The organism is Rhizobium freirei PRF 81 (genome assembly GCF_000359745.1).
GTDB classification, from domain to species: Bacteria; Pseudomonadota; Alphaproteobacteria; order Rhizobiales; family Rhizobiaceae; genus Rhizobium; species Rhizobium freirei.
Genome location: NZ_AQHN01000083.1, coordinates 109,825 through 134,195, shown reverse-complemented (window position 1 = coordinate 134,195; position 24,371 = coordinate 109,825). Strand labels below are relative to the sequence as shown.

General features: G+C 60.3%; 31 protein-coding genes and 3 pseudogenes. 6 read left to right on the top strand and 28 right to left on the bottom strand.

Annotated elements, in window-relative coordinates; translation table 11 throughout:
• Positions 1-4: 4 nt before the first annotated feature.
• Together RHSP_RS22880 and RHSP_RS35195 are read right to left on the bottom strand one after the other, a co-directional pair.
• Positions 5-250 (bottom strand): hypothetical protein, encoded by a 246-nt coding sequence (locus RHSP_RS22880; RefSeq protein ID WP_004123847.1) that lies wholly within the window; start codon positions 248-250, stop codon positions 5-7.
• Between the two features lie 146 nt (positions 251-396).
• Positions 397-570 carry a hypothetical protein gene (locus RHSP_RS35195; protein WP_167332669.1) on the bottom strand — a complete coding sequence of 58 codons (174 nt, stop codon included), beginning with the start codon at positions 568-570 and terminating at the stop codon, positions 397-399.
• 491 nt (positions 571-1,061) lie between these two features.
• On the opposite strand from RHSP_RS35195, the gene RHSP_RS22870 reads away from it, so the two are divergent.
• Complete coding sequence (locus RHSP_RS22870) at positions 1,062-1,313, top strand: WGR domain-containing protein (protein WP_037154007.1); 252 nt, start codon at positions 1,062-1,064, stop codon at positions 1,311-1,313.
• 101 nt (positions 1,314-1,414) lie between these two features.
• Here RHSP_RS22870 and RHSP_RS22865 read toward each other — a convergent pair whose 3' ends face one another.
• The 5 genes and pseudogenes from RHSP_RS22865 to RHSP_RS35980 form a co-directional block, all read right to left on the bottom strand.
• Positions 1,415-1,834 carry an inorganic diphosphatase gene (locus RHSP_RS22865; RefSeq protein ID WP_004123840.1) on the bottom strand — a complete coding sequence of 140 codons (420 nt, stop codon included), beginning with the start codon at positions 1,832-1,834 and terminating at the stop codon, positions 1,415-1,417.
• The gene (locus RHSP_RS22860; protein ID WP_004123837.1) at positions 1,824-2,084 is read right to left on the bottom strand and encodes a type II toxin-antitoxin system prevent-host-death family antitoxin; all 261 of its coding nucleotides are present in this window, start codon (positions 2,082-2,084) and stop codon (positions 1,824-1,826) included. Before RHSP_RS22860 ends, RHSP_RS22865 begins: the two co-directional genes overlap by 11 nt.
• 72 nt (positions 2,085-2,156) lie before the next feature.
• On the bottom strand, positions 2,157-3,098 hold the full coding sequence (locus RHSP_RS22855; RefSeq protein WP_037153904.1) for a DUF2493 domain-containing protein: 942 nt from the start codon (positions 3,096-3,098) through the stop codon (positions 2,157-2,159).
• Positions 3,099-3,477: 379 nt separating this feature from the next.
• Positions 3,478-4,530, bottom strand: a complete 1,053-nt coding sequence (locus RHSP_RS22845; protein WP_004123831.1) for a DUF7146 domain-containing protein — start codon at positions 4,528-4,530, stop codon at positions 3,478-3,480.
• Positions 4,531-4,871: 341 nt separating this feature from the next.
• Positions 4,872-5,114 (bottom strand): annotated as a pseudogene (locus RHSP_RS35980) (DUF6117 family protein); the annotation flags it as partial.
• 307 nt (positions 5,115-5,421) lie between these two features.
• On the opposite strand from RHSP_RS35980, the gene RHSP_RS22835 reads away from it, so the two are divergent.
• Positions 5,422-6,612, top strand: coding sequence for a DUF1173 domain-containing protein (locus tag RHSP_RS22835; RefSeq protein ID WP_004123827.1), 1,191 nt, complete (start codon positions 5,422-5,424; stop codon positions 6,610-6,612).
• Positions 6,613-6,703: 91 nt separating this feature from the next.
• Positions 6,704-6,871, top strand: coding sequence for a hypothetical protein (locus RHSP_RS34830; RefSeq protein WP_157385411.1), 168 nt, complete (start codon positions 6,704-6,706; stop codon positions 6,869-6,871).
• A gap of 146 nt (positions 6,872-7,017) precedes the next feature.
• Here the strand turns inward: RHSP_RS34830 and RHSP_RS22830 are convergent, their stop codons facing one another.
• A complete protein-coding gene (locus tag RHSP_RS22830; RefSeq protein ID WP_004123825.1) occupies positions 7,018-8,208 on the bottom strand; it encodes a hypothetical protein in 1,191 nt (396 codons plus the stop codon).
• 242 nt (positions 8,209-8,450) lie between these two features.
• Here RHSP_RS22830 and RHSP_RS22825 point away from each other — a divergent pair, with 242 nt between their 5' ends.
• Entirely contained in the window at positions 8,451-8,732 is a 282-nt protein-coding gene (locus RHSP_RS22825) for a type II toxin-antitoxin system Phd/YefM family antitoxin (protein WP_004123823.1), read from the top strand.
• Entirely contained in the window at positions 8,732-9,055 is a 324-nt protein-coding gene (locus tag RHSP_RS22820) for a type II toxin-antitoxin system RelE/ParE family toxin (protein ID WP_004123821.1), read from the top strand. Before RHSP_RS22825 ends, RHSP_RS22820 begins: the two co-directional genes overlap by 1 nt.
• Before the next feature lie 25 nt (positions 9,056-9,080).
• Here RHSP_RS22820 and RHSP_RS36175 read toward each other — a convergent pair whose 3' ends face one another.
• The 20 genes and pseudogenes from RHSP_RS36175 to RHSP_RS22745 form a co-directional block, all read right to left on the bottom strand.
• Positions 9,081-9,134, bottom strand: a complete 54-nt coding sequence (locus RHSP_RS36175; protein ID WP_476705485.1) for a hypothetical protein — start codon at positions 9,132-9,134, stop codon at positions 9,081-9,083.
• 85 nt (positions 9,135-9,219) lie between these two features.
• Positions 9,220-9,306: pseudogene (locus tag RHSP_RS36170) on the bottom strand (hypothetical protein); the annotation flags it as partial.
• A gap of 183 nt (positions 9,307-9,489) precedes the next feature.
• Positions 9,490-9,912 carry an antirestriction protein gene (locus tag RHSP_RS22815; RefSeq protein WP_004123818.1) on the bottom strand — a complete coding sequence of 141 codons (423 nt, stop codon included), beginning with the start codon at positions 9,910-9,912 and terminating at the stop codon, positions 9,490-9,492.
• Positions 9,913-10,115: 203 nt separating this feature from the next.
• Positions 10,116-10,580 carry a hypothetical protein gene (locus RHSP_RS22810; RefSeq protein WP_004123810.1) on the bottom strand — a complete coding sequence of 155 codons (465 nt, stop codon included), beginning with the start codon at positions 10,578-10,580 and terminating at the stop codon, positions 10,116-10,118.
• A gap of 21 nt (positions 10,581-10,601) precedes the next feature.
• Positions 10,602-10,772, bottom strand: coding sequence for a hypothetical protein (locus RHSP_RS35975; protein ID WP_338059928.1), 171 nt, complete (start codon positions 10,770-10,772; stop codon positions 10,602-10,604).
• 69 nt (positions 10,773-10,841) lie between these two features.
• Positions 10,842-12,996: pseudogene (locus tag RHSP_RS22805) on the bottom strand (ParB/RepB/Spo0J family partition protein).
• A 226-nt stretch (positions 12,997-13,222) separates the two neighbouring features.
• The gene (locus RHSP_RS34825) at positions 13,223-13,390 is read right to left on the bottom strand and encodes a hypothetical protein (protein WP_157385410.1); all 168 of its coding nucleotides are present in this window, start codon (positions 13,388-13,390) and stop codon (positions 13,223-13,225) included.
• A 2-nt stretch (positions 13,391-13,392) separates the two neighbouring features.
• The gene (virB11, locus tag RHSP_RS22800) at positions 13,393-14,448 is read right to left on the bottom strand and encodes a P-type DNA transfer ATPase VirB11 (RefSeq protein ID WP_004123804.1); all 1,056 of its coding nucleotides are present in this window, start codon (positions 14,446-14,448) and stop codon (positions 13,393-13,395) included.
• Positions 14,449-14,456: 8 nt separating this feature from the next.
• Positions 14,457-15,632 carry a type IV secretion system protein VirB10 gene (gene virB10, locus RHSP_RS22795; protein ID WP_004123803.1) on the bottom strand — a complete coding sequence of 392 codons (1,176 nt, stop codon included), beginning with the start codon at positions 15,630-15,632 and terminating at the stop codon, positions 14,457-14,459.
• 8 nt (positions 15,633-15,640) lie between these two features.
• Positions 15,641-16,498 carry a P-type conjugative transfer protein VirB9 gene (gene virB9, locus RHSP_RS22790; protein ID WP_004123799.1) on the bottom strand — a complete coding sequence of 286 codons (858 nt, stop codon included), beginning with the start codon at positions 16,496-16,498 and terminating at the stop codon, positions 15,641-15,643.
• Positions 16,495-17,166 (bottom strand): VirB8 family type IV secretion system protein, encoded by a 672-nt coding sequence (locus RHSP_RS22785; RefSeq protein WP_004123798.1) that lies wholly within the window; start codon positions 17,164-17,166, stop codon positions 16,495-16,497. The genes virB9 and RHSP_RS22785 overlap by 4 nt, the downstream gene beginning before the upstream one ends.
• Position 17,167: 1 nt before the next feature.
• Entirely contained in the window at positions 17,168-17,452 is a 285-nt protein-coding gene (locus RHSP_RS35685) for a hypothetical protein (RefSeq protein ID WP_081615347.1), read from the bottom strand.
• A gap of 38 nt (positions 17,453-17,490) precedes the next feature.
• Positions 17,491-18,423 (bottom strand): TrbL/VirB6 family protein, encoded by a 933-nt coding sequence (locus RHSP_RS22780; protein ID WP_004123796.1) that lies wholly within the window; start codon positions 18,421-18,423, stop codon positions 17,491-17,493.
• A 3-nt stretch (positions 18,424-18,426) separates the two neighbouring features.
• On the bottom strand, positions 18,427-18,657 hold the full coding sequence (locus RHSP_RS22775) for an EexN family lipoprotein (protein WP_037153899.1): 231 nt from the start codon (positions 18,655-18,657) through the stop codon (positions 18,427-18,429).
• Positions 18,654-19,352, bottom strand: a complete 699-nt coding sequence (gene virB5, locus RHSP_RS22770; RefSeq protein ID WP_004123795.1) for a P-type DNA transfer protein VirB5 — start codon at positions 19,350-19,352, stop codon at positions 18,654-18,656. Before virB5 ends, RHSP_RS22775 begins: the two co-directional genes overlap by 4 nt.
• Positions 19,352-21,718 (bottom strand): VirB4 family type IV secretion/conjugal transfer ATPase, encoded by a 2,367-nt coding sequence (locus RHSP_RS22765; RefSeq protein ID WP_037153892.1) that lies wholly within the window; start codon positions 21,716-21,718, stop codon positions 19,352-19,354. Before RHSP_RS22765 ends, virB5 begins: the two co-directional genes overlap by 1 nt.
• Positions 21,711-22,049, bottom strand: coding sequence for a VirB3 family type IV secretion system protein (locus RHSP_RS22760; protein ID WP_004123788.1), 339 nt, complete (start codon positions 22,047-22,049; stop codon positions 21,711-21,713). Before RHSP_RS22760 ends, RHSP_RS22765 begins: the two co-directional genes overlap by 8 nt.
• Before the next feature lie 6 nt (positions 22,050-22,055).
• The gene (locus RHSP_RS22755) at positions 22,056-22,355 is read right to left on the bottom strand and encodes a TrbC/VirB2 family protein (protein WP_037153890.1); all 300 of its coding nucleotides are present in this window, start codon (positions 22,353-22,355) and stop codon (positions 22,056-22,058) included.
• Positions 22,352-23,014 (bottom strand): lytic transglycosylase domain-containing protein, encoded by a 663-nt coding sequence (locus RHSP_RS22750; protein WP_004123783.1) that lies wholly within the window; start codon positions 23,012-23,014, stop codon positions 22,352-22,354. The genes RHSP_RS22755 and RHSP_RS22750 overlap by 4 nt, the downstream gene beginning before the upstream one ends.
• 3 nt (positions 23,015-23,017) lie before the next feature.
• Positions 23,018-23,557, bottom strand: coding sequence for a hypothetical protein (locus tag RHSP_RS22745; RefSeq protein ID WP_004123782.1), 540 nt, complete (start codon positions 23,555-23,557; stop codon positions 23,018-23,020).
• A gap of 98 nt (positions 23,558-23,655) precedes the next feature.
• Between RHSP_RS22745 and RHSP_RS22740 the strand changes: the two genes are divergently transcribed.
• Positions 23,656-24,006 carry a hypothetical protein gene (locus RHSP_RS22740; RefSeq protein WP_037153887.1) on the top strand — a complete coding sequence of 117 codons (351 nt, stop codon included), beginning with the start codon at positions 23,656-23,658 and terminating at the stop codon, positions 24,004-24,006.
• Positions 24,007-24,371 lie beyond the last annotated feature (365 nt).

Below are 24,371 nucleotides of genomic sequence, written 5' to 3'. Positions count from 1 at the left end.
AAGATCAGGCCTGCTCGGCGGCGGCGTATTCAGCCTCAGTCGGCCATTTTGTAGCCTTCATCAATTCCAGCGCCGGGTCGATTGCCTTGCGCGCTTCGAGAAGGTTGCTATGGCGACCCGAGGGATCGGTGTAGATGTCGAAGCCGTTTACGATCCGGCCATTGAAGCCATACTGCAAAACGTCCAAAGCCTTACCGGCTTGATCCTGTATCGCGGTTGTTGCGGCTGCGGCTTTGTCGATTACAGACATTAATATGATCTCCTGGGACGTTGGTCCTGTTTATTCCTCAGTGGAGAATGCAACCGGCGAATACGCCAAAAGTGAGCGGTACGACGCACCTATCGACCGGATCGGCGATAGCGCTCGAACGGATCCTCAGCGCCGGGCGGCGTGATCTAGTCGACAAAAAGCGTGTAGCCGAGCGCAAGAGCGACGAAGCCAAATCCCATCAGACCAAATGCCCAGAACGGCATGCCGCGGGCGGCGTCCGGATGCGCGAAGACGACGATCGACATCGGTAGCATGACGATTGCCGCCAGATCCATCATCCCGGTGAATGGCCGAAACATGCAAAGCACATAAAAGGCCAGATGCTGCAAAAGGGCGTGCGGACAATGCCGCGCAGGATGACAAAGGGCAATCGCGCGAAAAACCGCAGAAGGCAGGCGAGAGGATTTGTATCGGACGGCCGGTTGGCGACGTTCCCGGATGGCAGCTCCGTACTCATCGGTACATCCTCGCTGACAAACCGGGGCTGATTGGTTCGCTTCCAATCCTGTTTAACTCTCTCGTTTACGTGAGTCTAATCGTCGCTGGCCTATAAAGCAAGGATTGCGACATCCATCCGGCAGCCCCGCTCCTGCGAAAGGGATCGTGACCAGAGGCGGAGCTCGCAAAGCGGGCTCCGTGAGCGACGCGAGTAGAGTCAGACGCCATAGGCGGCTCGCCCTGAAGGTGGGTCCGACCTGATTGCCAATCGATCACAAAAATGAATCGCTGCGGCAAAACGGATTCAAAACTGTCGTTGGACCTGCATTTCTCGATCGGCGATTCTGTCGCCATGCTCGCTCAACCCTACCACCTCTATATTGAACGCACAGACGCAACAAAGAATATGGCGAGATTCTACTCGCTGTCCATCGAACCAACGCTGTTCGGCACACCCTGCCTGACACGCCGTTGGGGACGGATCGGCTCCGGGAGACAGTCGATGGCTTACCATTTCGATCGGAAAGAAGAGGCCGTAGCTATGTTTCTTGACCTGTTGTGGACGAAACGAGCGCGAGGAGATGTTGTCTTTTGCCGCGATTGAGGCATGGCGAGGCTCCGTTTCAGTAGGAAATGTGTACACATTTCCCAGAAGTGCAAGCCTAACCTTAGTGAAAAGAGAGATGGCGGTTGACCAGCGCCGGCCTACTCCGTTCGATTGACACGGCGGCCCGATTTGCGCGAGGCCTCGCCGAAAGCTGTGGCAATTTTCATCACGAAGGCTTTGCTGAAGCGGTCGAATGGTTTTCCGTCCGGCTCTTTGTACCAAGACCTTTCGGCGACATCGTAATTGTATTCGTCAACGACGATCCAGCAACGCTTGAGGTCGCTGAGGCCAGCCCGTCGACACTCGATATCGGAAACTTCCAAGGCGATCCGATCGGCCTGCGGCGGCTGAGTCGTGATCGCTAGCAGTGCGAGATGGGTGGGGCCGTCATTCGCTCCTCGAACAGCGACGACAAAGGTGGGCCGGAGCTTCCGGCCCTCGGTCTCTCCGCGCTCGCGCTGCCATGTCCAGAGATAGGGGCAGTCGATCACCTGACCAGGCAGGAACTCACGGCTCATCGTCGTAGCCCTCGCCGCGCGCCAGTCGGTCGATCTCTGCCAGAAAAAGCTCGCGGTGCTCCTCCGGCATCTCGGAAACGTCATAGGCTTGGCGCGGGTCACCACCGGTGCGCATGCGCTTGTAGTGCTCATAGCTCATCAAGACAAAACGGGGTTTCCGGTGCTTGGTGAGCACGACGGGTTCGCGTGCAGCGGCGTCGGTGACGTCGCCCACCTGCTTGTTGAGATCACCTGTTGTGAATTGCCGCATAGCCTTGCTCCTTCATCGATCTCCATAATATCCAGATTTTCCAGATTTTCCAGATTTACAAGAAAACGGCGCTCACGCGCCATCTCCCTTGAGTTCCCAGACATTGATGCCCAACCGACGGGCCTTGTCGCGAAGGTTGTCGGTGATGCCGGAACCCGGGAAGACGATGACGCCTGATGGCATGACCGAAAGCATCTCATCGTTGCGCCGGAATGGGGCAGCCTTTGCGTGCTTGTTCCAGTCGGGCTTGAACGCAATCTGGGTGACCTTGCGGGCCTCCGCCCAGCAGGCCGCGATGCGTTCGGCGCCTTTCGGCGAGCCGCCGTGCAGTAGGATCATATCTGCGTGCTTGGCATGGGCCTTGTCGAGAGCGGCCCAGATCCGATCATGATCGTTATAGTCCATGCCGCCGCCAAAAGCGATCTTCGTGCCGGCCGGGATCAGCACTGTGTTTTCGGCGTGCCGGCGGGCAGAGAGGAAATCTCTGGAGTCAATCATCGCCGCGGTCATGTTGGCGTGGTTGACCTTCGAGCCGGTGCGCGGCCGCCAAGCCGATCCAGTCTCAGCCTCGAAGAGGTCGGCAGCATAGTCGCGCATGAATTCGAAGGCGTTGCGGCGTTCGAGAAGCGTGATGCCTTCAGCGATCAGGCGCTCGAGCTCGACGCTCTTGACCTCCGAGCCGTCCTGCTCGCGCTGGCCGGTACGCTGCGCATCCTCGTTGCGCTGAAGCTCGCGCTGGATGCGCTCGCCGGCGCGGTGGAAGAGATTGACCGTCGACCAGAGAAGGTCCTCGAGATCGGGCTCCAGCCGCGTGTCGCCGAGCATCTCGAACAGGGCGTCGAACATCGTGGTCAGCGCCGACTGGACCGTCGGCTCCTCGGGCAACGGTCTCGGATCCGGCTCGTCCTGGAACGGGCGGTAGCCAAAGACTTGTATCTCGTAGATGACGCGGTCGGTCGGGGAAGACGCGTGGTGGGGCTCGAAGGTGTCGTCGATGGGAAGCGTCAGGTTCATGATGGTCTCCGTCGGTTTGGGCCGCGCCTCTCGCGGCCTGACGGCGATCCCTGTCCAGGCGGCGGGCGGGCCGGAACCGCGAGCGCAGCGAAGCGGCCCAGCCTGAGCGCCGGGCGGTTGAGGGAGGGTTTCTTGTCCCGCGAGGAGCGCCGGCTGCCGCATCGGCCCGAAAAGCGGGGACCGGTTTTCGCAGCAAGCCGATGCGCGGAAAAGCCGGCGCGGGGAAGAAACCTGACCGACCCGCTGAAGGCCCGACCGCCGCATGGTAAGGGGTCGCCTCTCGGCAGGCGCGCGGGCGCGCGCCATCCGAACGGTGACCGGCAGGGGACCGGCGTTCCCACAAGGCCGCCCTCGCGCCTGTCCTCCCTTCCCGGCAGCATCACACGGACAGAACGGTCTGAGCGTCCTCAGGTGCGAGCTGGGCGCTGAGATTTGCGATCAGCCGGCCAGGACCAAGCCGGCGCAGATCCTCGTTGAAGTCGCCAAGCTCGGGGGTCAACACGAGCGGCAGGATGCCGAGCGACTGCGCGTGGCGGCTCAGCCCCTCGATGCCATGCCGGCCGGCCGCATCAGCGTCGGCGGCCACGTACAGGCGTAGGCATCCGTTTGGCGGGCGAAAGGCTGCGAGGTGATTGGCCGTCAGCGCCGAGACCATCGGCATACCGGGCATGACGTGCGCGAGCGACAGGATGCTTTCTAGACCTTCGCCCGCGACCATGACAGGCACCGGGCCACGGGTCGGAAAGCGAAAGCGCACTGCGTTGCCAACCAGCCCGCCGAGCGCACGGCGGGGATCATCGATCTTCGCCTTGCTGTCTCCATCGGGATCGAGCCAGGTGCGATGGACACCGGTGATCTCACCAAAGGGATCAGTGACTGCGGCGACCAGTGCGGGCAGGATGTGCGTCTCGTCGGTCTTGAGCTCCCGATAGTAACATGAGGGATGGAAGCGAAGCGCTGGGTGCAGTGCTGCGCGCAGAATGCCGCGCTGGCGCAAGTAGCTGTCGGCCAGCGTGGCGCCGAGCGGCTGCGCCATCTGGAAGAGACGCTTCGCGCGCTCGCCAGCCGGTCTATCGACCAGCGGGTCGACATGAGCATCGCTCCTACGGGACGCCGCCGGAACGGATTGGGCCGGGCTGACCCGTGGTTCGTTCAGGAAACGCCGGGCCTCATCCGCAACATCGCGGAAGTCGACCAGCCCGCAAGTCTCCCGCACAAGGTCGAGCAAATCGCCATACTCCGCTGTCGCCGCATCAGCCCACCGTCCGGCCCGCGGGCCGGAGAGATGCACATAGAGCGATTTACCCTTGCTGTTGGCGGTATCGCCAACGATCCAGTAGTTGCCGGCCCGGCGGCCGGCGGAGAGGTAATGACGGCAGACCGCCTCGGCATCGCGCGCGAGGCGGTCGGCAAGTTCTGAGGCCGATAACATCGCGGTCACCCCCGGCCGGCGACATCGACAATGCGATGGCGTTCGATCAGGCGCGACAGGACCGCCTGCCCGTCATCCGAGGCCGGGATGAGGAAGCGGCCCTTCCAGGCGATCATTTCGGAAAACAGACCGAAGGATCGAAGCCTGTCGCGCATGCCATCGGTAAAGCCGACGAGCTCAATGCGATAGTCATTCATCACCCTGACACGCCGGAGCGTCATGTCGCCGGCGAGCGCGACAACAGAGGAACCGCCAAGCAGCGATTGCCACACCTCGGGGCTTACGTCGGATCTGCATCGACGCCCTCTCCATCGTCGGCAGCTGACGGATACTGCCTGAGCCGCCGTTAGAAAACCCCGTGGATCATCAGGGTCCGGCGGGAAATAGGCCTCGTAAGGGTTCCCGCCGATCAAATGCCCAAAGGGTGTGAAGACACGGTCCGTACCGTCGTGCCCGACGGCACACAGGACATAGCGAGGTTCCTGCGTTCGGGAATCCAGGCACTCCATGAGCGCGAGGTTGCCGTCTGTGGCTGCACGCAGCAGCGTCTGAAAGTTGGTCTGTACGTAGCCAGGTATTGCCATACTATCCTCCTCAAGCGGGAAAAGCCCGGCTTACGCCGGGCGAGCAGGCGAACAATTCGAGTAGTCGGAAGAAACCGTCCAACCGGCAGGCGGAAGCCTCTCCTTCAGCCCGACTCGCCTAGTCTTCTGCGGCCGATCTCTCCCTCCGCCGCCCAGTGCCGGCGCGTCCTCTTCACAGCCTGGTCCTGGGCAGAATTGAGGCTCCCCGTGTGGGTTTCCGCAGCGCACTGGATTTTTACTGACTAATATACGGTAGTAAAACGCATCGTGGCCGTGTAGCTTTGACCAAGGAACTGGGAGAATTGTGATGCGAACATTCAAGATAGGCGATCGGGTGTTCGAGGAATCCTCACCTGATCTGCAGGCATTCCTCCCGCAGGCTTACGAGCAACGACTGCGGCCGATGTGCATGTGCAAGGAGTCGCCGACGCCGATGTATATCGCGCGGGTCGAAGACCAGTATCTCATCAAGCGGATGCCACTGTCGGGGCGCGGTCACGATGCCGCCTGCCCCTCTTATGAGCCTCCCTATGAGCTTTCCGGCCTTGGCCCGCTGATCGGCAGCGCGATCCAGATCGATGCGAGTGGCAAGGCCGAACTGAAGCTGGACTTTTCGCTGACCAAGCGCGGATCTCGCGCTGCGCCCAGCGCATCGGCCGAGACGACCGAGCATGGCATTCGTAGCGACCCCAGGAAACTGTCGCTGCGGGCGATGCTGCATTATCTGTGGGAAGCGGGCGAATTGACCGAATGGCGTTCGACCTGGTCAGGCAAGCGCGGCTGGGGCCGCGTGCGCGCAAGCATTCTCAATGCCGCGGCACAGATGACGGCGAGAGGCGCTGCTTTGGGCGAGATGCTCTTCGTGCCGGAAGTGTTTCATGGCGAGGACAAGGATGGGATCGCCGCACGGCGCGCTGCGGCGCTCAAGGACGTGCAGGCTACCGGCTCGGGTCCGCGCAAGCTGATGATTACTGTGGCCGAAGTGAAGGAGTTTTCCGCCGCACGTGAGGGCCAGAGGATCATCGTGCGGCATATGCCCTTTCCGCTGGTGATCGAGGAGGGCGCATGGCGGCGGCTCGCTGCCCGCTATGAGACAGAGCTCGAACTGTGGCGCGCGAACGAGGCATTCCATCTGATCGTTATCGCCACCTTCGGCGTCTCAGCCGCCGGCATTGCAACGGTCGAAGAGGTCGCGCTGATGGTGGTCAACGAGCACTGGCTGCCGTTCGAGGATATTCACGAGCTGCGGCTTCTGGAAAAATTGAGCCACCTCAAGCGAAAGAGCGTCAAAGGATTGCGTTTCAATCTGCCACGCGATGCGCCGATCGTGTCGGTGACATTGCCGGAACAGAAACCGGCTCCCATCGCCATGTTCATCGTGCCGGCAAGCGCCGGAGACGATTATGAGCAAGCGCTTGCGGACATGATCGAGACACGGCCCGAAATTACACCCTGGGTCTGGCGGGTGGCCGAAGGCGAAATCCCCCGCCTGCCTTGATTCGCAAATGCGCCGATTGGCGGCGTTGACAGAACGGAGTGAATAAGAGCACCTCTACCTTCTCAAAGCTTTGTCTGTGCAGTGGATTGCCATGAAACCTGAGAAGAATCCGTTCGTCGTGGAGATCAAGAACCGGCGTCGCCTGTCCCGGCGAGAACCGTCGATCTGGGAAAAGGTCGATCTGAAAGCAGCTGGCTATCAGGTCGCCGCCGAACAGGCGACTGGCGAGGATGATACCCCCGCGCCTGCCAGGCGCTGAAGCAGCGGCGGAAGAGAGTGGCGCCGAAATCAGTGCTTGATTACGTCTTACACCGGCTTGGGAACCACCCATCCAGGTAGAAATATCGCGTCGCCTGGAGGCCCGCGATATAGGCTTCCTGCTTCGCATGCGAGCCGAGCCGGCGGTCAGGCGGCGCTTTCAAGCAGTTTCTTCGCCTTGCCTTCGAGTTCGAGCCGGGTGTCCTGATGCGACTTTCCCCGCGCCAGCGCAGTGATGCCCTGCACAAAGTCAAAAATGCTCTCGGGCGGCCTGCCCTCCTCGGACAAGACGGTCTCGATGATCTTGCCGGTTTCGGCCTTCGAGAAGCCGCGCTTTCGCAAGAATTCCGAGCGATCGTCCTCGTTTCGGGCGACGATGCGCTCGCGAGCGGCACGAATGCCGGCGACAAACCGGGCGGGCGAGGAATTGGCGAAATTGGTCAACGCCGGTGCCGCTTCGTGGGCGAAACGTTGTGCGGCGAATTTCGAGTGGCGGATCGTAATTTCCTCGAAATTTTCGGTGCCCCAGAGGTTTCGATTGGCACAAACGGCCCGCAGGTAAAAGCTCGCAATTCCTAGAGTTTTCGACCCGACCTCTGAGTTCCAGGCGTAGAACCCACGGAAATACAAATCAGGTTCGCCGTTCGGCAGTCGTCCTGCCTCGATCGGATGCGTGTCGTCGCAAAGAAAGACGAAGATGTCGCGGTCGCTAGCGTAGAGGGTCGTCGTATCCTTCGTGATGTCGACTAAGGGATCGTGGGTCATGGTCGACCAGTCGAGCAGACCGGGAACTTTCCAGATCGTATCACCTGTGCCATCGCCTGCAATGTTCATAATGGCGGCGATCAAATCCTTATCCCAGATCCGGCCGTATTCCGGGCCGGTTACAGCCCGCAGTTCGACGCGGCCGTCGTCCATCTCTAGCGTTTTGACCATTTCGGCATTGTGATCGAGCAACCCGTGCTGGAGATTGATCGCGGCCAGCGGCGCGGGCAGTTGGCGCATATAGCTTGCCGGTGCGCCGACCAGGCTGCAGAGTTGACCGTAGCTCCAATGGGTCGGGGCCAACGGCTCGCGCCCGCCTGGCACGATCAGCGACAAGCGTTCGGCATTGCCGCGGGTCGCCTCGACGCGGATCTCAGCGGTCTCGACCGTGCGGACGTGAGCGCGCTCCGTTCTGGCGCTGACGGCGCGATGCAGATCGGACAGCGACAGATAGCGCTCGTCGTCGGGACGCGAAAACCATTCCGACGAAACGCGGCCGATGCGCTCGCCGCGGGATATATCGACCTCGAATCCTGACGATGCCGGTCGCGGGTTGGAAATCATGGTGCTCATGATGAAGTCTCCTGAAACGAAGGAGCCCGACTGACCGCTTTCGCGGCAACGGGCTAGTGAGGGGAAGTGTAGATAATTTGCTGTCAGACTGGCGCAGCGATGCAGGCGGTTCCGGATGGCCTTTTGCCTTCAACAGTCGCCCTGCCGCGAAACTGCCCTCCTCTCCCTCTTGCAGCCGCGCAATAATTGCTTCCAGTCGGACCATTAACGGTCTATATTCTGGTCAAAAGGAGTTCGGATCGATGAAATTCTCAGAGCAGGTCAAGCCCATCAGCTACCTCAAGGCTCATGCGCCGGAAGTCATTCGCCAGCTTGGCGATGACCGGAAGCCTGTCGTGATCACATTGCATGGCGAGGCAAAAGCCGTGCTTCAGGATGTCACGCAATATGAAGAGACACAGGAAACGCTGGCGCTTCTGAAGGTGCTTGCCCTGACCAACAAGCAGGTCGAGGACGGGAAGGTTCGCCCCGCGAGAGAAGCCTTCGCGCGTCTTCGCGCCCGCCTGTCAAAACCCGAAGCCTGATGCCCTATCAGGTTCTTTTTACAGAAGACGCGGAGCGGGACCTCGAAGATCTCTATCGGTTCCTCGCCACCCGGGATAACGTCCAGACAGCCGAACGTATTCTCGGAGAAATCGAGGAAGCCTGTCTAGGGCTCGAAGATTTGCCCACTCGAGGGAATGTTCCAAAGGAACTTGTAGGCCTGGGCATCGCTGACTATCGGGAACTGCACCACAAACCATGGCGGATGATCTATCGCATTATCGGAGAGGATGTGGTCGTCTATTGCATCGCCGACGGTCGCCGAGACATGCATTCCTTCCTCGAACGGCGGCTGTTGCGCTAAACAGCACGACTGCTGATATGCCCTGTCACCAGTCATGCCAAGGCAGATCATCGACCTGCTCTGCATCGCGATCGAGCAGGACATGGCTGAACCCTTTTTTGGCGCCCCCATGTCATGACGGCGAAGAGATCGTCGGGAATGTGCTGGTCCCCCTCGCCGGCGTTTTCGTCATGGACGTAGAAGAACCAGCCGTAGTCGGCATAACTCCCTCCGACGCAGGGCCATTCCGCGCGGGGTGTGCTGCCGAGCATCTTCCGGGTTGCAGCGCTCACATGACATGTCGAGATGGTCGCGAATGTGCGGCTTTCCAATGTCGTCATCGGGTTCGATCTTTTCGGATTGTGGGAGGGCTCGTCTGGACGGCAGGCCATCCGGATCGATCCGCTCAGGTTGCTGGATAGTTGCGCCAATCGAGGCGGACGCACATCGACACTTCAGTCGATCGCCTGAAAAATCTCGGAGGCTTCGGGATGCTCGGCCGAATAGGCGCAGAGGCGGCCATAGCCTTCCGCGAGATGCTTGGATTGATGCTGGAAGGAGAGGTGGGAGAAGGCAAAAAGCGTGGCGATGATCCCCGCGGCTTGCGCCGTCACCTCACCTTGAAAGCCAGTGATCTCGCTGGTGATCCGAAGACTTGATTTCGATCTCGGGGCCAGAAACAGAGGTTGTCCCGCAAACTCGTAGAAGTCCCAGAACCCGCCGCGATAGTCGAGCGGGCTCAGACGTTCCATCAGGCTGTAGACAGCGTTCTCGCCGATGATCAGAAGCGAGCGCCCGAAGAGACCGGGCAAGAATTCCAGGCGGCGCTCACCAGGGGCGATGGAGGCAACACGGGGGGTAAGTTCGGATAACGACATCGATCTTTCTCCAGAGAGGCAACAGGATTTTGGCCGGGCGCCCCTCTCTCCACGGACCGGCCCCGCCCCTCTCCCCAGCCCCACTCTCCTCTTTCAGGTTGGCCGAAGAAGCCCACCGCGGCGGTCGAGCTTGGTCGCATGGAAGCGTGGCGCAGGATTGGGAGGGTGGACCGCGTTGAGACGTGAAAGCGAACCAACAACTCTTAATCCGGATGGAAGCGACGGTGGACCGCGCGGATTGCCGCCATTGCCGCGAGAAACTCAGCGTTGCCCACTGCATCCGAAAGATCCATCGTCGCTACGATGGACTCACAAGCCAACTGGATTTCCTCATCGCTGACCCCATCTGGTGAAAGCCCCTTGAAGTTGCGATCGACATCAAGGACAGCAGCTATCGCGCTCCGCACGCGTTCCACCCGCACAAGCGCGAGGACATGACTCGCCTTTGGTGAGTCGGCCGGCTCGGTGGGGTCGGGTGTATAAGCGAGGATCGCCTCTCCCCGCGCAATCGCCCAGGCCGATTTGGCCAACCAGTCGGTTGTGGGGGGACAGTCGGCTTGAACATCGTGAAGCAGGATCTTCAACAGACCGAGCAGGATCTCAAAATGGTGGGAACGGCGCTGAATTGCTTCATCATACTGCGACGGAACAGTAATCGGCGATCCCATATAGGCAGAGTTCTCGCCATCTCAGATGCCGGTCACATGGATTTCGCCTGAAGAATCATAGTCTTTCTTGAGGGAGTCCCAGTTGTCGTCCCCCAGGGCCATCTTGCAGGCCGCGTCGGGCGTATCGGCGGTGTAAGTCCCATGCCGAAATATCGGCAGGGTATAGGTCGTTTCGATTGTGTAAGCGGGCATGACAGTGCTCCTGAAAACAGAATAGCCCGACGCAACGGTCGGGCTACCCTGAGCAAAGTTTAGGGATGGTTATTCGGCGGCCTTGAGATGTTCGCGGTCGTCATCGATCGGGTCATTGGCCCCGTCTCCAGCGCGCTCATCTTCCGTCAGGAAAGCGGGCAGATCGACATCAGCGGCTCCAGCGGTATCACGCTCGACGACGGCGTCCACAGCCGTCGCATTGCCCTCGGCTTCCGCCGGAATTTGGTCGATCGGAAGCCGCAGCACCTCGGGGAGCCACCCGCTGCCTTCCAGCAGCCGGGCAGCCTCGCGCGCCATATCCGGCTTCTTCAGATGATCGATCAATTGCGCATCCCGCTCGCCCTTTCCTTCGCGGACAGCCTGCAGGATATGAGCTTTCGTGACGCGGCCGAGATAGTTGTCGACCGTCGGCGTCCAGCCAGCCGTGCGCATGCCGAAGCCGAGTGACCGGGCAAGCTGCATGGCTTGACCATTTTCCTTGGCTCGCCGGTTCCATGCCTGAACGGTCGCGTTCACCGAGAGCGAGACGCAATGGGCAAAGAGCGCCATGCGGCTCGCCTCATCGAGCCCAATCAGATAGTCCCAGACGTCGTCGGCATTCCCGGGGAGGTCATAGCCCCAGGATTCCTGCCGGTGCTCGATCTCCTTTGCCCAGACCGTGTCGCCCAGCCCCTGCGTCTGGCTGAACGCGGTATGCTGCAGCGTGATCTCCAGGCACGAGCTACCCCCGTATCGGTAGAAGATCTTCAGGACGGCGACATGCAAGGCGGCGATGAAGGCCATCACGGGGTCGTTCGCCAGCGCGTTGCGCAGCGCGACGGTGCGGGCCGCCGTCAGATCTTCGATGAGGCGATCGGAGAGGGGGCGAATCTTTCCCGTCGTCCTCTTCCGGCTCTTCGACGCCGATCGGCTTGCCGTTGACCGCGACGCCGCCGTTCGCCGAAGCCGCAATGCTCTCATCATAGCCTTCCCAATCGCTATCGCCGTCATCGCCGTCACCACCTTCCGTCTCGGTAGCCGGTTCGTCCTCGGGCCGGACGAAACCGCGTTCGATCTTCACGTCGCCGTTAGAGGCGAGCGAGACGAAGGCGCCGCCGCGAGCGACATCTTCCGGATTGAAGACATAAGGCCGGTCCGTCAGGACTTCGAGCTCTTCGCCAAGTTCCTCGAGCCGGGCCTCGGTTTCTTCGGAATAGTCCCCCGCCGCAGCATATTCCGCTTCAAGCTGGTCGAACCCCGCCTTCAGCACGTCATGACGCGCAAGCTCTTCCTCCGTAAATTCGGCGCGCTCGCCGTAGAACCGGCGAAGACCCAAGGTGTGGCCGTACGGGAAGTCGAAAGCGGCCTCGACCCACTTCCAGCCCTCTTCGGCCTTCAGCGTTTCGGCGTCGGCAGTCAGCTTTTCGAGCACGAGCTGCTCGAGCAGCGCCGGATCCTGCAGCCATCCGCCATTGTCCTGCTCGAACAGGTCGCGCATCACGACGCCGCCAGCTGCTTCATAGACGTCGATGCCGACATAGACGGCGCGGCGGTCGGAGACCCGGACAGCCGTTTCGGTGAGTATCCGGCGGATGTAATAGGCATCCTGATTATGCGACCGCAAGATCGAGTCCCAGATCTGCTCCTGTCGGACATGATCGTTGCTGATCGTGAACGCCATGACCTGGCTGAGCTTCATTTCGTCATGGGCGTAGATCTCGAGGAGACGCGGCGAGACCGAGGCAAGCCGCATACGCTGTTTCACCGTTGCAACCGATATATGGAAGCGAGCGGCAATCTCCTCCTCGTCGAGCCCCTGTTCGCGCAGCGCCATGATGGCCCGGAACTCGTCCAACGGATGAAGATCGACACGCGTGACGTTCTCGGCAAGCGAATCCTCGACTTCGAGGGTATCGCCCTTACTGACGATGCAGGGAATGTCCGCAGTCTTCGACAGCTTCTTCTGGTTGACCAGCAGCTCCAGCGCGCGATAGCGGCGGCCGCCGGCCGGGATGCGGTAGATGCCGGTCTCATTGCCGTCACCATCGACTTCGGCGCGAACGTTGAGGCTGGTCATCAGCCCGCGATGGGCGATATCGTCGGCGAGTTCCTCGATCGAGACGCCGGCCTTCGTCTTGCGGACATTCTGCTGGCTGAGCACCAGCTTGTTGAAGGGGATGTCGCGCCCGGTATTGAGCGTGATTTTCTGAATGGCCTGTGCCATATTGTTTCTCCGCAGCGGACCGGCCGGGGCCACTCCCCGACAACCACAATCCGCCGCGAACACCCCTTCCCCCCTCTCCCTCCGGCCAGATCCACCTGCCCTCACCGTTTCCGGCCGGCATCCATGTCGTCGCCGGCCGCGGAGAGAGGCCCGTTCAGCCAAGCGGCCATCTGCTTTCGCATGATGCCGAACGGCCCGCAGATCTCGGTGACGGGCGCACTCTCCGTCACAAGAGCACGACGGTGACGGTGCTGAGCGCTGCTGCGCGGTTGGCGACATCATGGACAAACTGGTGGAAAGAGGCCGTCTTGCAGCGACGATGGGGAGAAACGCGCTGGGGTGAGGCAATGCCCGACAGTTCAGCATCGGCTAGGCGATATTTGGTGCTGCGCAACGCTAAGCCGTCTGGGCGTGATCGTCATGAAGGCGTCCTCGCACTGTCCCGTCGACGCGAGAGGCAAGCGCGCCACGAAAATAGATTTCGGCGATGCGAAATCGCCCGTCGACCCGTTTGCATTGGACAATCACATCGATCGCAATCGTAAGCATCTCGCGAATGTCGTGTCGTTCGAGATCGCCACCGCCTTCCGATTCCTTGACCAGCAAGGTGAGTTGCTCGAACGCCAGGCGCGCGGAGTCCGCGTGGACTGTGGTGATCGAGCCCGGATGCCCGGAGTTCACGTTGCGAATGTAATAGAAGGCCGTCCCGTCCCGCAGCTCCTGCAGCAGGATCCGGTCAGGGCGCATACGCAGGCAGGATTCGAGCAGGTCCTTGGCACCAATCCTGGCCGTTCCCTGACCGCCCTTCGAATAGAATAGCCGGACATGGTTCGGCTGGGGGATCACCAGCTCCGGTGTGTCCTCGATGGAGATGATCCGCTCGCTCTCGGGAATGTGGCGGATCAGCGCCTTGGACAAGGTGGTCTTGCCCGATCCGGTCGCACCCGAGATGATGATGTTTTTCCGCGCCAGCACCGCCTCTCTGAGGAACTGCTTGTAGGCGCCAATCCGATAGAACTCGGCCAACCGCTGATCTGACCGGCCACCACCCTCATCGGTCCGGACGACGTCGGCGAACAATCCCCCATGATCGAGATCGTCGAGGCTGAGAGAGACCGACGAAGGCTTGCGTATGGTGACGCTCACGGTTCCCTTTGTCGTCGCCGGCGGGATCACGATCTGGACGCGTTCATCGTCGGGTAAGGTCGCCGACAGGATCGGCCTGACTTCATCGATCGACTGGTTCGAGAAGCTCGCGACCGCGCGCGCGAGGCGCATCAGCCTGTCATAGGTTAACTCGGACATATCGTGGATATGCCACCCCTCCGTTCCCTCCGTGATGACCTTGCCGGGCGCATTGATGATGACCTCGTAAAGCGCCTTATCTCGAAGGAACCGCGATAGCGGCAGGAGAAGCTCACGCACGACACCGGAGTCTGCAGCTTCGATCATTTTGGCCCCTACTTCGTTACCAGCTTCGAGGCGGAACTGAAGTCCCCGAGCACGCCCCGGTCATAGATGCGGTTGCGAGGCTCGGTGACACGCAGCCGGTAGACGCTGGAAAAATCGAGATCGCGTGCCACGAAGATGGAAACGAGATCGCCCTGGTGCTTCTCGAGCATCGGTGGAATGTTGATCGACTGTTCGACAGCTATCGCCGCAGCCTGCTGGCCAGCGCTGGTGGTATTCTGGGCTCCGACATTGCTGTCCCGCAGCTGGCTGCTGGCATAAGAGCTGGCATCGCCGACGATCGACAGCAATATGGCGCTGCCAAAGCGCTCCCACCAATGCGTGTCAATATAGCCATCAACGCCGGCGCGACCAAGGGCATCGGTCGCGGGCGACGCCAGGGTGATGATCACACCCTTTGGGGTCTTTGCGCGGTTCCAGAGGACAAACAGTCGTTTTTGTCCGCGGCGAACTCCGCCACGATATTCGCCGACAACCTGCGTGCCCTTCTCCATGAGAACGACACGGCCGTTGTCCGACAGGACATCGCGATTGATGACGCAGCTGGTGAATCCGGGTTGGTCGGAAGAGAGCGCCGTCTCGAGCACGCAGGGGATGGACGTTCCCATGGCGACGATGAAATCTCGGTTGCCGAGCGTGCCGGCGCGCGAGCCCTGCAATTGCGTCGGGGTCAGCATGCGGTTGAAGCGCTGATCCTCGTTCTCTCCCTGCCCCGTAAAGCTGCTTGGCGTGTTTCCGAGCGGGACATAGTTCGAGTTGGAGTCGGTACTAGCATCATCCCGCTGTCGTCTGGCGGTCGGTGTCTTTTCCGCGCCATAGGCCATGACAGGAGCGCGACGCGCGGCGTCCAGCAGCTTGTCGTCCTTGGTGGGCGCCTTCTCGCTGACGCCAGGTGTCGGAAGCTGGACCTCCGCCGGCGCCGTTACCGGCTGGACTGGTTCCTTGGTCGGCTCGAAATCCGACGTCTGACGGATGACGACCCGCTCCGGCTTCACTCCATCCGCTGGTTTGTTGTTTCCGCGCATTGACCAGAGGGCGAAGGCGACAAAAGCAACAATTGCCACAGCGACGGCGCCGCGCTTGAGGATCGGATTGTTGTCGAGACGTCGACCGGTCGACGTCTCGGCGCGCTCGCCAGGGATCTGCGTGATTTCTTCATCGGCCATGACACCTCCTATTGCTTCGCGCGGGGCTCAGTCTTGACGACACGCTCGACCGACGGTGACGTCGTATTCGTCTCAGGATTGATGCCGACGCGATCATAGGCTTCGTTAAAGATGCAGAGGACATCGCCACCCCGGCGCAGAATGAACTTTCGGCTGACGGCGTGAACCAGCACGAGATTGCCATCGACGGACTTCGGGACCAGGCTTTCTGTGCCGTCGGAGTTCTCCATGTAGATCGCCGGCATTTCCTGGTTGCCGACAAAGGCGAAGGTCGTAACCTTGCCGTTGTCGTACACGGCTTGCGGCTCAAGCGCCTGCGCGCCCTGCGCCGAGTATCGCCAGTTGCGCAGCCCATAGGTCTCGTGCAGAGACAGGACGCGATCGGCTTCTCCAGCTTGCGCGGCCTGGGCGCGAGCAGCAGCGTCCTGCTTTCGCCGCTCCGTTTCATCGGCCGGATAGCGGTATTTTACATAGAAGTAGGTGTTCTGCCCGGCTTCGACGCTTCCGTCTCGGACGGTGAGTTCCATCTGGTAACTGCGGGTGGAGCCGTCGCGTCTGGTCGTCACGACCGAGATATTCGTCACCGGCTGGTTCTCGCGCGGCTTAAGGAACAGGATGTTGCCGGCCGGCGCCACCTCCCATGCGACGCTGTTGCCCAACGCCACATGAGCGATCTCCTCGTCAGCTGCAAACTCGATCTGCACGGATGATCTCAAGCTGCCGACGATCTTCGTAATGTTATAGGGCTGAAAGTCGACAAAGCGGATGCGGCTATCCTGTGAGGCACTGCGTGGCGTGTCGAGAGCAAGCGCCGGCGAAAAAGCTCCAGCAGCCAGGGCAATGGAAATGAGGAAATGCAGTCTCAATTGATGGCCTCCGGATCGGAGCGATACTCGCTGACGACGAAGCCCAGGGGATTGACTAGCCGGTCGGTGGAAGACATCGGAGCGTTGACATAGGAAAAGGTGAGCGTGGCCACCCAATGCGTGGTACGCACGTCGTCGCCGCGCGTGACGGTGCGCATGTATCGGACGGAAGCCACTGTGGCGTTGATCAGCGAGATCGAGACGATGTTAATCCGCGAGGTTGCGCTCCTGCCATAGATATTCTGCGGCGAATCCGGATTGCTGCCGCGGTAGACGGCCGCAAACCGGGTCTGCTCGGGCTGGGTGGACAGTAGCGCCACGGTCCGGAAACTGTCCTCGGCTTCGCTCGACACATAGCCTTCGCGGGCGCGCACATATTTTGCCGCGAAAAACTTCGTCACGGCCTCATCATAGGTGCCGGCAGTCGAGGTCAGCGCGGAGACCACATCGACAATACCGGTCGAGTTGTCGACCCGCACGACGAAGGGTTCGACGGTCTTCAGAGGGGTCAGGCCGGCGATGGCGAAGACCGAGACAACGGCGATGATACTGGCGCAAATGGCGACGAACCAGGCGATGCGAGCGGAGCGCTCGACCTGGATCAGCCGGTCCTGGTCGAACCGGCGGGCCTTCTCGAAATAGCTCTTCAGACTATCGGTGCTCACCATATCAGTTGCCCTCGCATGGACGATAGGAGGCGGCGAGGTCGAAATGCGCAAAGGGAGCAGGCGTTCTGGCAATTCGTTCCTCTGCAAAGGAAGCACCACGGCTCGGCGGATCCGCGGGAATAGCTCCCGTGGTCGACTGGTCCGCTTTTCTATCGCCCTCCCATTGCCACATAGAACGGTTCAGCGGTCGGCGGGAATAGCCGTCACATTTGGGCAGAGGATGGGAGATCGAGCTACAGCCAGCGAGGCTCGCGGTCAGCAAAAGCGACAAAAGCATACGGAGCATCTAAAATAACCTGTCCAATTCCATTGATATCGAGGCTGTCATTCCGCCCGGTTCGGTGTCAGCCGGCGGCCGACAGCTCGAGTTCCGCGACCGACCGCTCGGGCCGTGTGGGAGGCAGCCCAGGCGAGCGTGCTTTCATGCGCATCACGAGCAGCGCCATAACCGTAGGTCAGGGATGCGCCGCCTGCGGCAAGCGCGGAGGCGATGCCGGGCAATTGATAGAAGACGTAGAGAGCGGCGATGCAGATGGCGCAAAGCGCGATCGGGCGCATCAGGACGTCGCTGTATCCCTCTATTGCGGTAAAAGTCGTGTCGATACAGGTGATCAACAGCGAGCCAATCGCCACGACCAGCACCTGTAGGATGACGAAGTTTGCGAGTTGACCGATCCAGGATTCGGTAAACCGCCGCGTCGACTGGAACATGGCAAGTGCGATGAAGATCGGACCGATCGCGAGCACGATGGCGAGCGCGAGGCGCGCATAGAGCGAGACGATGTAGCCGATCGCGGCGACAAGGAAGCTCGCGCCAATTACCAGCAGGCCACCGACCCCGGTCACGATATCGATTGGCCACGAGGCGCGGGACCAAATCTCACGGGCGCATTTCTGGCCCTTGTCCAGGAGGCTATCAAAGGTGGATGCGCTCGGCGTCGTCCCGGAATTCAGCGCCTGCGAAATCTCCTTTGGCAGGATGTCGAAAAAGATGTTGGTGACGTAGGTCTGGTAGTCGCTGGCGTTCCTCACCAGCATGACGATGACCGCGAGCTTCATCGCCCGGAAGGCGAATTCGAGGATGGGTTCTTGGACCGAGCCGCGCAACACCAGATAGCCGTAGAGGATGACATAGAGTGTCAGCGCCGCCGTCAGCGGGCCGGCAACCCAATTGGCGATGTTCGAGGTGCCGGAGGAGATGAAGTTTTCGAGCGGCGCCTTGAACTGGCCGTCGACGAAGCTGAACACCTGATACATCGGTCAGCCTCCGAGCGACTTGCGCATGCGTTCGAGACGGAGCTTCCCGTCGGCGGCCTCGGCGTTACGGCAATTGGGGGTATCCCGCAGCTCGCCAGGATTATTGCGGCATTCGCCGATGATCTTCGTCAGCAAAACCTCATCGCTGACAAGCTCATCGACGGTGTAAACCTTCTCGCCAGGAGAGCAGGCCGATAGCACAAGCACCATAGCGCAGAAAACAGACCACTTCATTTGAGCGCCGCCCCCATCGTATCCATGCGCTGGCGCCAGTCTTCGGCCTTTCGCTGATCATCGACCTGAACCTGCGCCTGCTGGACCATCTGCAGGCCCTGCATGCGGAGAACGTCGGTTTGCAGGAAGGCGGTTTCGGCTTGCAGGCGAGCCTGCAGATCGGCGATATCCTTTGCATCGGCGGCGCTCGTTATCTGTTGGCGGAGCTGGTCGATGCCGTCGATGCGCTTGGTGGCGGCGTCATAGATCTGCTGGCCGAGACTCATCTGCCCGGCGTTCTGATTCTGGATGCGCGATAGCTCCTGCGCGTAGAAATCATTCGCGTCGGTCCGATAGGTGGAATTGTCCTGAAGGAATTTCGAGGCGGAGCTACCGAAGACACCTGTCCCCGAGCCTTTGAACAGGCCCTCGATAGCATTGAAGTCCTGCGGAAGCGCCTTGCGGATCGAAGGATCGTTGAGCAGACCAGCGACGTCGGCCATGGTGGTGATCTTGTTCAGCGAACCATAAAGCTGCTGTGCTTGCTGGAGTTGCTGGTTCAGCGTATCGAGCTGCGACTTGAGCTGCGTGATGCTCTCGATCTGCTTGGCGATCGACGCCTGGTCGCTGACCGGAATCCCTTGAGCATGCGCAAGGTCAACGGAAAGCAGCAAAGCCATCGACAGAATGGCGTTCCTTGTCGTGTTCATCCGCATCAGCCTGCCCTCCTCCGTTGCTGGAATACTGAAAGCCAATCGTCACACTCCTCGCCGAGTTCGGCGCGGATGGCGTCTGCGAGCTCGACATTCGCGGTGCGGCCCGACAGGATGGCGAGCTCATCGTCAAAACCGTTGAGGTTGAGTTCGGCGACGACACTGTTGTGTCCCTGCTTGACGATGAAGCGCCGGCTTTCGACGGACAGTTCGCGCGAGATCAGCTCGAATTCGCGCTCGGTCAGCTTGAAACCATCGACATAGTCGGCACGGTCGCCGCGCGGATTCGGCAGAAAGATCTGCGTCGGGGATTGCTCTATGATCGTGTGGGCGATCGGTGAGACGATCGCGTCGCGCGGGCTCTGGGTCGCAAACAGCATGAGTCCATTCTGTTTGCGGATCGTCTTCAGCTTGTTCTGGGCGAGATCACGAAAACCTTCGTCCTGCAGTGCCTTCCAGAACTCGTCTATGACGATGATGATGCGGCGTCCATCGATTAGCTGCTCGATGCGATAGAACAGGTAGGCCATGAGCGGCGTGCGGATCTCCTCGTTGTCGAGGAAATCGGTCATGTCGTAGCCAATGAACTTGGCGCCAATCCCGATATCGTCTGCCTCGTTGTCGAAGACCCAACCGAGCGGCCCTCCCCTCTCCCACCGTCGGAGCCGTGAGGCGATGCCTTCGGGATCGGTGTTGTTGAGGAAGGTCCGCAGGGCGCCGATGGAGCGACGCTCGACAGGAAGGTCCGCCAGACCGTCGACAGCCGAAGCGATGTCGCGCAGCTCTGTGACGGTCAATTCCCGCGTTGCCGCTCCCACCAGTTTGCCGATCCAGCGCGTAAGGAAGACCTTGTTCTCCGCGGTCAGGTCGAGCGCCTTCAGCGGCGCACAGCCGGTCATGACACCGTTCCTAAGCGGCAGATAAGTGCCTCCGGCGGCGCGAACGAACAGGTCGGCGCCTCTGTCCTTGTCGAAGAACACCATATGCGGATCATGTTTCTCGAGCTGTGAGAGCATGAAGTTCAGGAGCACGGTCTTGCCTGCACCGGATGGGCCGCAGACAAAGCTATTGCCGAGATCGCTGTGATGGAAATTGAAATAGAACGGCGAACCTGATGCGGTCTTAAGCATCGCGACTGCTGGCCCCCATTCGTTGCCGTCCTTCTGGCCGGTCGGATAGGAGTGATAGGCCGAAAGTGCCGCGAAGTTGCGGGAGGTGATCGCTCCCGAGCGCGCCCGATAGCGGAGGTTGCCGGGCAGTTGCGCCCACCAGGCGGCCTCGAGCCCGAGATCCTCGCGGGCGACGACCGCGCCTCCGCTGGTGAGATGCACGCGTGCCTTGGCCATATGGTCGGTCAGCTCCGTCACCGACGGTGCAAAGACCGTGAGGCCAATATGGTGTTCGCCGACGACGAAGCGGTTGGACTCCAGATCATCCATAGCCTCGCCGAGCTCGTCGATCTGGGATGCGGCCTTGTCGCCAGCGCTAACCATCTGGTTCTGCTTGCGACCCATGATCGTGCGCGCGTCCGCCTTCGACGTGAAGGCAAAGGACTGCGTCAGGATGAGCTCGAAGGGCGCGGTCAGGATACCATCGAGCATGCCGCTGCGCGTGGTCGCCGGATATTCCTTGAAGCCGAACATGCCGGCGTACCGGGTTTCCGCCTCATGGCGGATTTCGACCGTCTCGCGGCCGAAGATGACCCGGTCCGAATAGATCGCCGATGAGATTCGCCCCTCCGTCAGGGGCAGAGGCTCTCGGCGTCCACCGACAAGCTGGTGGAGAAACTCGCTCGGCTGGGAGAACAGGATGCTGTTCTGATCATAGAGGGAGAGGACACGGGGCGCGAAGCGCTTCAGTCCGGCGGTGACGTCGATGACCTTGTCGCGAAGGTGCTTGAGCGCCGTCTGGTCCAATTCGATGCTGGATCGGCGCGCCTTGCGCAGACGGGAGAGAAGATTGGCGGCTTTGTCGGCAGGGTCTCTGCTCGGATACCAGACGAGGGTGAGATAAAGGTCGTTGCGAAACAGGTCCTCGCGCACCATCCGCTCGCGATACTTGGCATTGAGGCCATCAGAAAAGCGATTGGCGAAATGTCCCTCTGGATAGCCGTTGTCGCGCCGTCGGATGACATGTGTCCAAAGCGCCAACCGCTCGTCGGCGATATTTCGGTAGAGCGTGTTCAAGCTTCGATGCAGGCCGTTGAGATCCAGGACGTCCGCGGTCTCGAAGGAGATGCCTTCTAGCACGAGCATGGTCATCAACGCGCGGGAATCGAGCACGACAGTCGTCTCGTCGACGTGGCGCACGTAGGGGATGAAGGTCTCCGGCCCGAGCTCGCGGGATCGTAATGTCGCTATGCTAGGCAAGGCTCAGGTCCCTTTCATCATAACGTCTGGTTAGCTTCAGGGGCGAGAGAGTGGCGCCGCCCCAGTAGGTGGTGTTGCGCGAGCGGCCGCGGGTCTCGATCCAGGCGAGCAGGATCCGGAACATGTTGTGGTCATGCATGACGAGCGCCCGGAAGACGAGATGGAAGATCACACCAATGAGCGCGTAGGCGATCGACCCGGCGATGATATAGAGAATGGTCGTCAGCATGATGTTGATGCCCATTGCTTCCACGGTCACACCGGCAATCATCGCCGGGCGTGTGCAGGCCAGGAACAAGGTGTCTTCTTCAATAGTAGGAGAGCCCGCCATCGGTGGTCAGCCGCCGACGATGGTGTTGACCAGTTCGGTGGCGCCAAAAATGCCGCCGATGCCGATGATCCAGAAGCCGGCGCGACGGAGATCCATGTAGCCGAACATCCAGGCGATGCAGATGATGATGACCGCGATCACCGCCAGCAGTTTGGCAATGTTGCCCGTGAGCATCGTGACGATGTTTTGCAGCACGGTCTCGATCCCGGCGGACTGGGCATAGGCCGGCTCGACTAGGCAGGCAATGATGGCGAACGCCATGAGCGTTGAGGCGGCAAGGGGTCGAAGGCTGCTTTGGGACATCATTTGCTTTGCTCCAATCGGTCGTTCTGGAAAACGAGAACCGATGATCGCCGTTTGGAACTGAACACGTCCCACGATGCGGATTCTTCGGCTTGAGAGACTTGTCTTGGGAGGGGTTGGGCCGGTTGATTGCGAGGCTGCTCGACCGGGGCGATCTCCTCATCCGGTCCGGCGATCATGAGCGATGCCAGTTTCGGAGCAAGCCGCTTGGCCTCCCTGCGTACCTGTTCATCGTACTTGACCATCGCCCCAACGGTCGGATCGTCGCGTCCGTAATAGGACTGCAGCATCACATTCTCCGCCTGTGACGGATCGGCGCCGTCTCTCAAAGCGAGACGGTAGTAGCCGTCGAGAACGGTCGCGGTCGCTTTAAGGTTCCGGCACTGATCGAAGGCGTCAGAAACGGAGAGGTTCAGTTTCCGAAGTTCCTCGACACCGATACCGCCAAGCCCGATCTGGATATCCTGGTGATCGGCGATCAACGACGTCGCTTGTTCGATCGCTTCAACCTTGCTCGCAGGCTGCGAGGGCAGCGGGTTGCCGCTATTGATGCGGATGGCGAAGGGAAGGAACTTGCTCTCCAGACTCACGACGCCGGCGAGCGTTTCCACCTGGACCATCGGCGCGCAGCTTTGCGCGATATCGACGAACGCGGTACCCATCGCTTAGTACCAGACGCGCTGCTGGCCGACACCGTCGATGGTTACATCGACATAGTGCGGCTGCGCCCGCATGTTCGGGCGCACTATCGGATAACCCATGCATTGAAGTCGGCCGCCTTCGCGCTGCCAGCGTGGCGACAGGACCGAGCTGGTATCGCCACCGTAGCTGCCGCGATCATAGGAGCAAGGCGAATTGCTCACACGCCGGAGCGAGGTCGAAACACAAGTTGCCTCCAGACCTCGCGCGCCGTAGCTCCCCGACAACTGATAGCCAGCATCGCAATAATAGGGCTCGTAACCGGAGCGCGAGCTATGAAACCCGACGCCGCTGCACGTTGGAAACGAGTGTCCCTTAGCAAGCTCGCTCCAGAGCTTCTGGATCGGAAGCCGGCATTCCGCATATTGGGTTGGCCCACCCGGATTGGAAAGGCACAGGATAACCTGACATCCCCAATCATCAGCCCGCGCATTGCTGATGGAAATCAGGTAGAGTGGTAAGATGCACGAGATCGAAAGCAGTATATTCAGCAGAAGGCTTTTCATGGACTTGACCCTCCGAGACGATGACGACGCATTGTCGAAGCAGTGTCCTGCTTCAGCGAAGCGCCTTTTAACTGACGTATATAGCACAGTTAAATAGCATGACAAGAGCGCTCAAGACACAGTGGCACAACCTTGCCTTCTCCGGGCTCATTCTCCATGAGATCCTCGATCACCCACTCGAAGACGAGACCCCGCAAGCACGGCTGAAAGAGATCGGCATGATGACGATCCTCTACACGATGACCCAGGCTCATCGGACGCTAACTCTTTCAAATATCATCGAAGTTACGGAATTGACGCGGAGTGGGGCAAAGGAGACGGTCAATCTTCTCGTAAAGCGGGGAATGCTGAATGAAACCATGGTGACAAATTCCATGGGCCGTGGAACTGCCCGTCAATTCGAGATCTCTACCGACCTCTTGAAGAAACTGAGCTCCTTCGCAGATTGACAAAAGATCCGGATTAAACTGGCTTATTTTCGACAGAAAATGGGATGTATCGCCGAATCAATACGCCGCGAGGTACAGGGCATCGGATGCCTGGTCCCAAGGGGAGCAATATTCCTGAAAGAACCACGACTCAGCGAGGTCTGAAGAAGACCCTTATGATTGGCGATCATCGGATCGCAGATACTTGCGCCGAGGCTCGCGCATCCTTTCGGCGTGGTGCATAGCTGCAATGCACAATAAATGGTTGCGGATGGCACAAAGAGCGAGTGGCCTCCAGTTCAGCCAGCTTTACCTTCAGTTCTTCGACGACCGACACCATACAATCCAACTCCATCGATGGAGCTCGAGGGATTAACTTTTGCCCT

Coding starts and splice junctions, on each gene's coding strand:
- RHSP_RS22880 (WP_004123847.1), bottom strand. CDS start 250: ATGTCTGTAATCGACAAAGCCGCAGCCGCAACAACCGCGATACAGGAT.
- RHSP_RS35195 (WP_167332669.1), bottom strand. CDS start 570: ATGTTTCGGCCATTCACCGGGATGATGGATCTGGCGGCAATCGTCATG.
- RHSP_RS22870 (WP_037154007.1), top strand. CDS start 1,062: ATGCTCGCTCAACCCTACCACCTCTATATTGAACGCACAGACGCAACA.
- RHSP_RS22865 (WP_004123840.1), bottom strand. CDS start 1,834: ATGAGCCGTGAGTTCCTGCCTGGTCAGGTGATCGACTGCCCCTATCTC.
- RHSP_RS22860 (WP_004123837.1), bottom strand. CDS start 2,084: ATGCGGCAATTCACAACAGGTGATCTCAACAAGCAGGTGGGCGACGTC.
- RHSP_RS22855 (WP_037153904.1), bottom strand. CDS start 3,098: ATGAACCTGACGCTTCCCATCGACGACACCTTCGAGCCCCACCACGCG.
- RHSP_RS22845 (WP_004123831.1), bottom strand. CDS start 4,530: ATGTTATCGGCCTCAGAACTTGCCGACCGCCTCGCGCGCGATGCCGAG.
- RHSP_RS22835 (WP_004123827.1), top strand. CDS start 5,422: ATGCGAACATTCAAGATAGGCGATCGGGTGTTCGAGGAATCCTCACCT.
- RHSP_RS34830 (WP_157385411.1), top strand. CDS start 6,704: ATGAAACCTGAGAAGAATCCGTTCGTCGTGGAGATCAAGAACCGGCGT.
- RHSP_RS22830 (WP_004123825.1), bottom strand. CDS start 8,208: ATGAGCACCATGATTTCCAACCCGCGACCGGCATCGTCAGGATTCGAG.
- RHSP_RS22825 (WP_004123823.1), top strand. CDS start 8,451: ATGAAATTCTCAGAGCAGGTCAAGCCCATCAGCTACCTCAAGGCTCAT.
- RHSP_RS22820 (WP_004123821.1), top strand. CDS start 8,732: ATGCCCTATCAGGTTCTTTTTACAGAAGACGCGGAGCGGGACCTCGAA.
- RHSP_RS22815 (WP_004123818.1), bottom strand. CDS start 9,912: ATGTCGTTATCCGAACTTACCCCCCGTGTTGCCTCCATCGCCCCTGGT.
- RHSP_RS22810 (WP_004123810.1), bottom strand. CDS start 10,580: ATGGGATCGCCGATTACTGTTCCGTCGCAGTATGATGAAGCAATTCAG.
- RHSP_RS35975 (WP_338059928.1), bottom strand. CDS start 10,772: ATGCCCGCTTACACAATCGAAACGACCTATACCCTGCCGATATTTCGG.
- virB11 (WP_004123804.1), bottom strand. CDS start 14,448: ATGATCGAAGCTGCAGACTCCGGTGTCGTGCGTGAGCTTCTCCTGCCG.
- virB10 (WP_004123803.1), bottom strand. CDS start 15,632: ATGGCCGATGAAGAAATCACGCAGATCCCTGGCGAGCGCGCCGAGACG.
- RHSP_RS22785 (WP_004123798.1), bottom strand. CDS start 17,166: ATGGTGAGCACCGATAGTCTGAAGAGCTATTTCGAGAAGGCCCGCCGG.
- RHSP_RS35685 (WP_081615347.1), bottom strand. CDS start 17,452: ATGCTCCGTATGCTTTTGTCGCTTTTGCTGACCGCGAGCCTCGCTGGC.
- RHSP_RS22780 (WP_004123796.1), bottom strand. CDS start 18,423: ATGTATCAGGTGTTCAGCTTCGTCGACGGCCAGTTCAAGGCGCCGCTC.
- RHSP_RS22775 (WP_037153899.1), bottom strand. CDS start 18,657: ATGAAGTGGTCTGTTTTCTGCGCTATGGTGCTTGTGCTATCGGCCTGC.
- virB5 (WP_004123795.1), bottom strand. CDS start 19,352: ATGCGGATGAACACGACAAGGAACGCCATTCTGTCGATGGCTTTGCTG.
- RHSP_RS22760 (WP_004123788.1), bottom strand. CDS start 22,049: ATGGCGGGCTCTCCTACTATTGAAGAAGACACCTTGTTCCTGGCCTGC.
- RHSP_RS22755 (WP_037153890.1), bottom strand. CDS start 22,355: ATGATGTCCCAAAGCAGCCTTCGACCCCTTGCCGCCTCAACGCTCATG.
- RHSP_RS22750 (WP_004123783.1), bottom strand. CDS start 23,014: ATGGGTACCGCGTTCGTCGATATCGCGCAAAGCTGCGCGCCGATGGTC.
- RHSP_RS22745 (WP_004123782.1), bottom strand. CDS start 23,557: ATGAAAAGCCTTCTGCTGAATATACTGCTTTCGATCTCGTGCATCTTA.
- RHSP_RS22740 (WP_037153887.1), top strand. CDS start 23,656: ATGACAAGAGCGCTCAAGACACAGTGGCACAACCTTGCCTTCTCCGGG.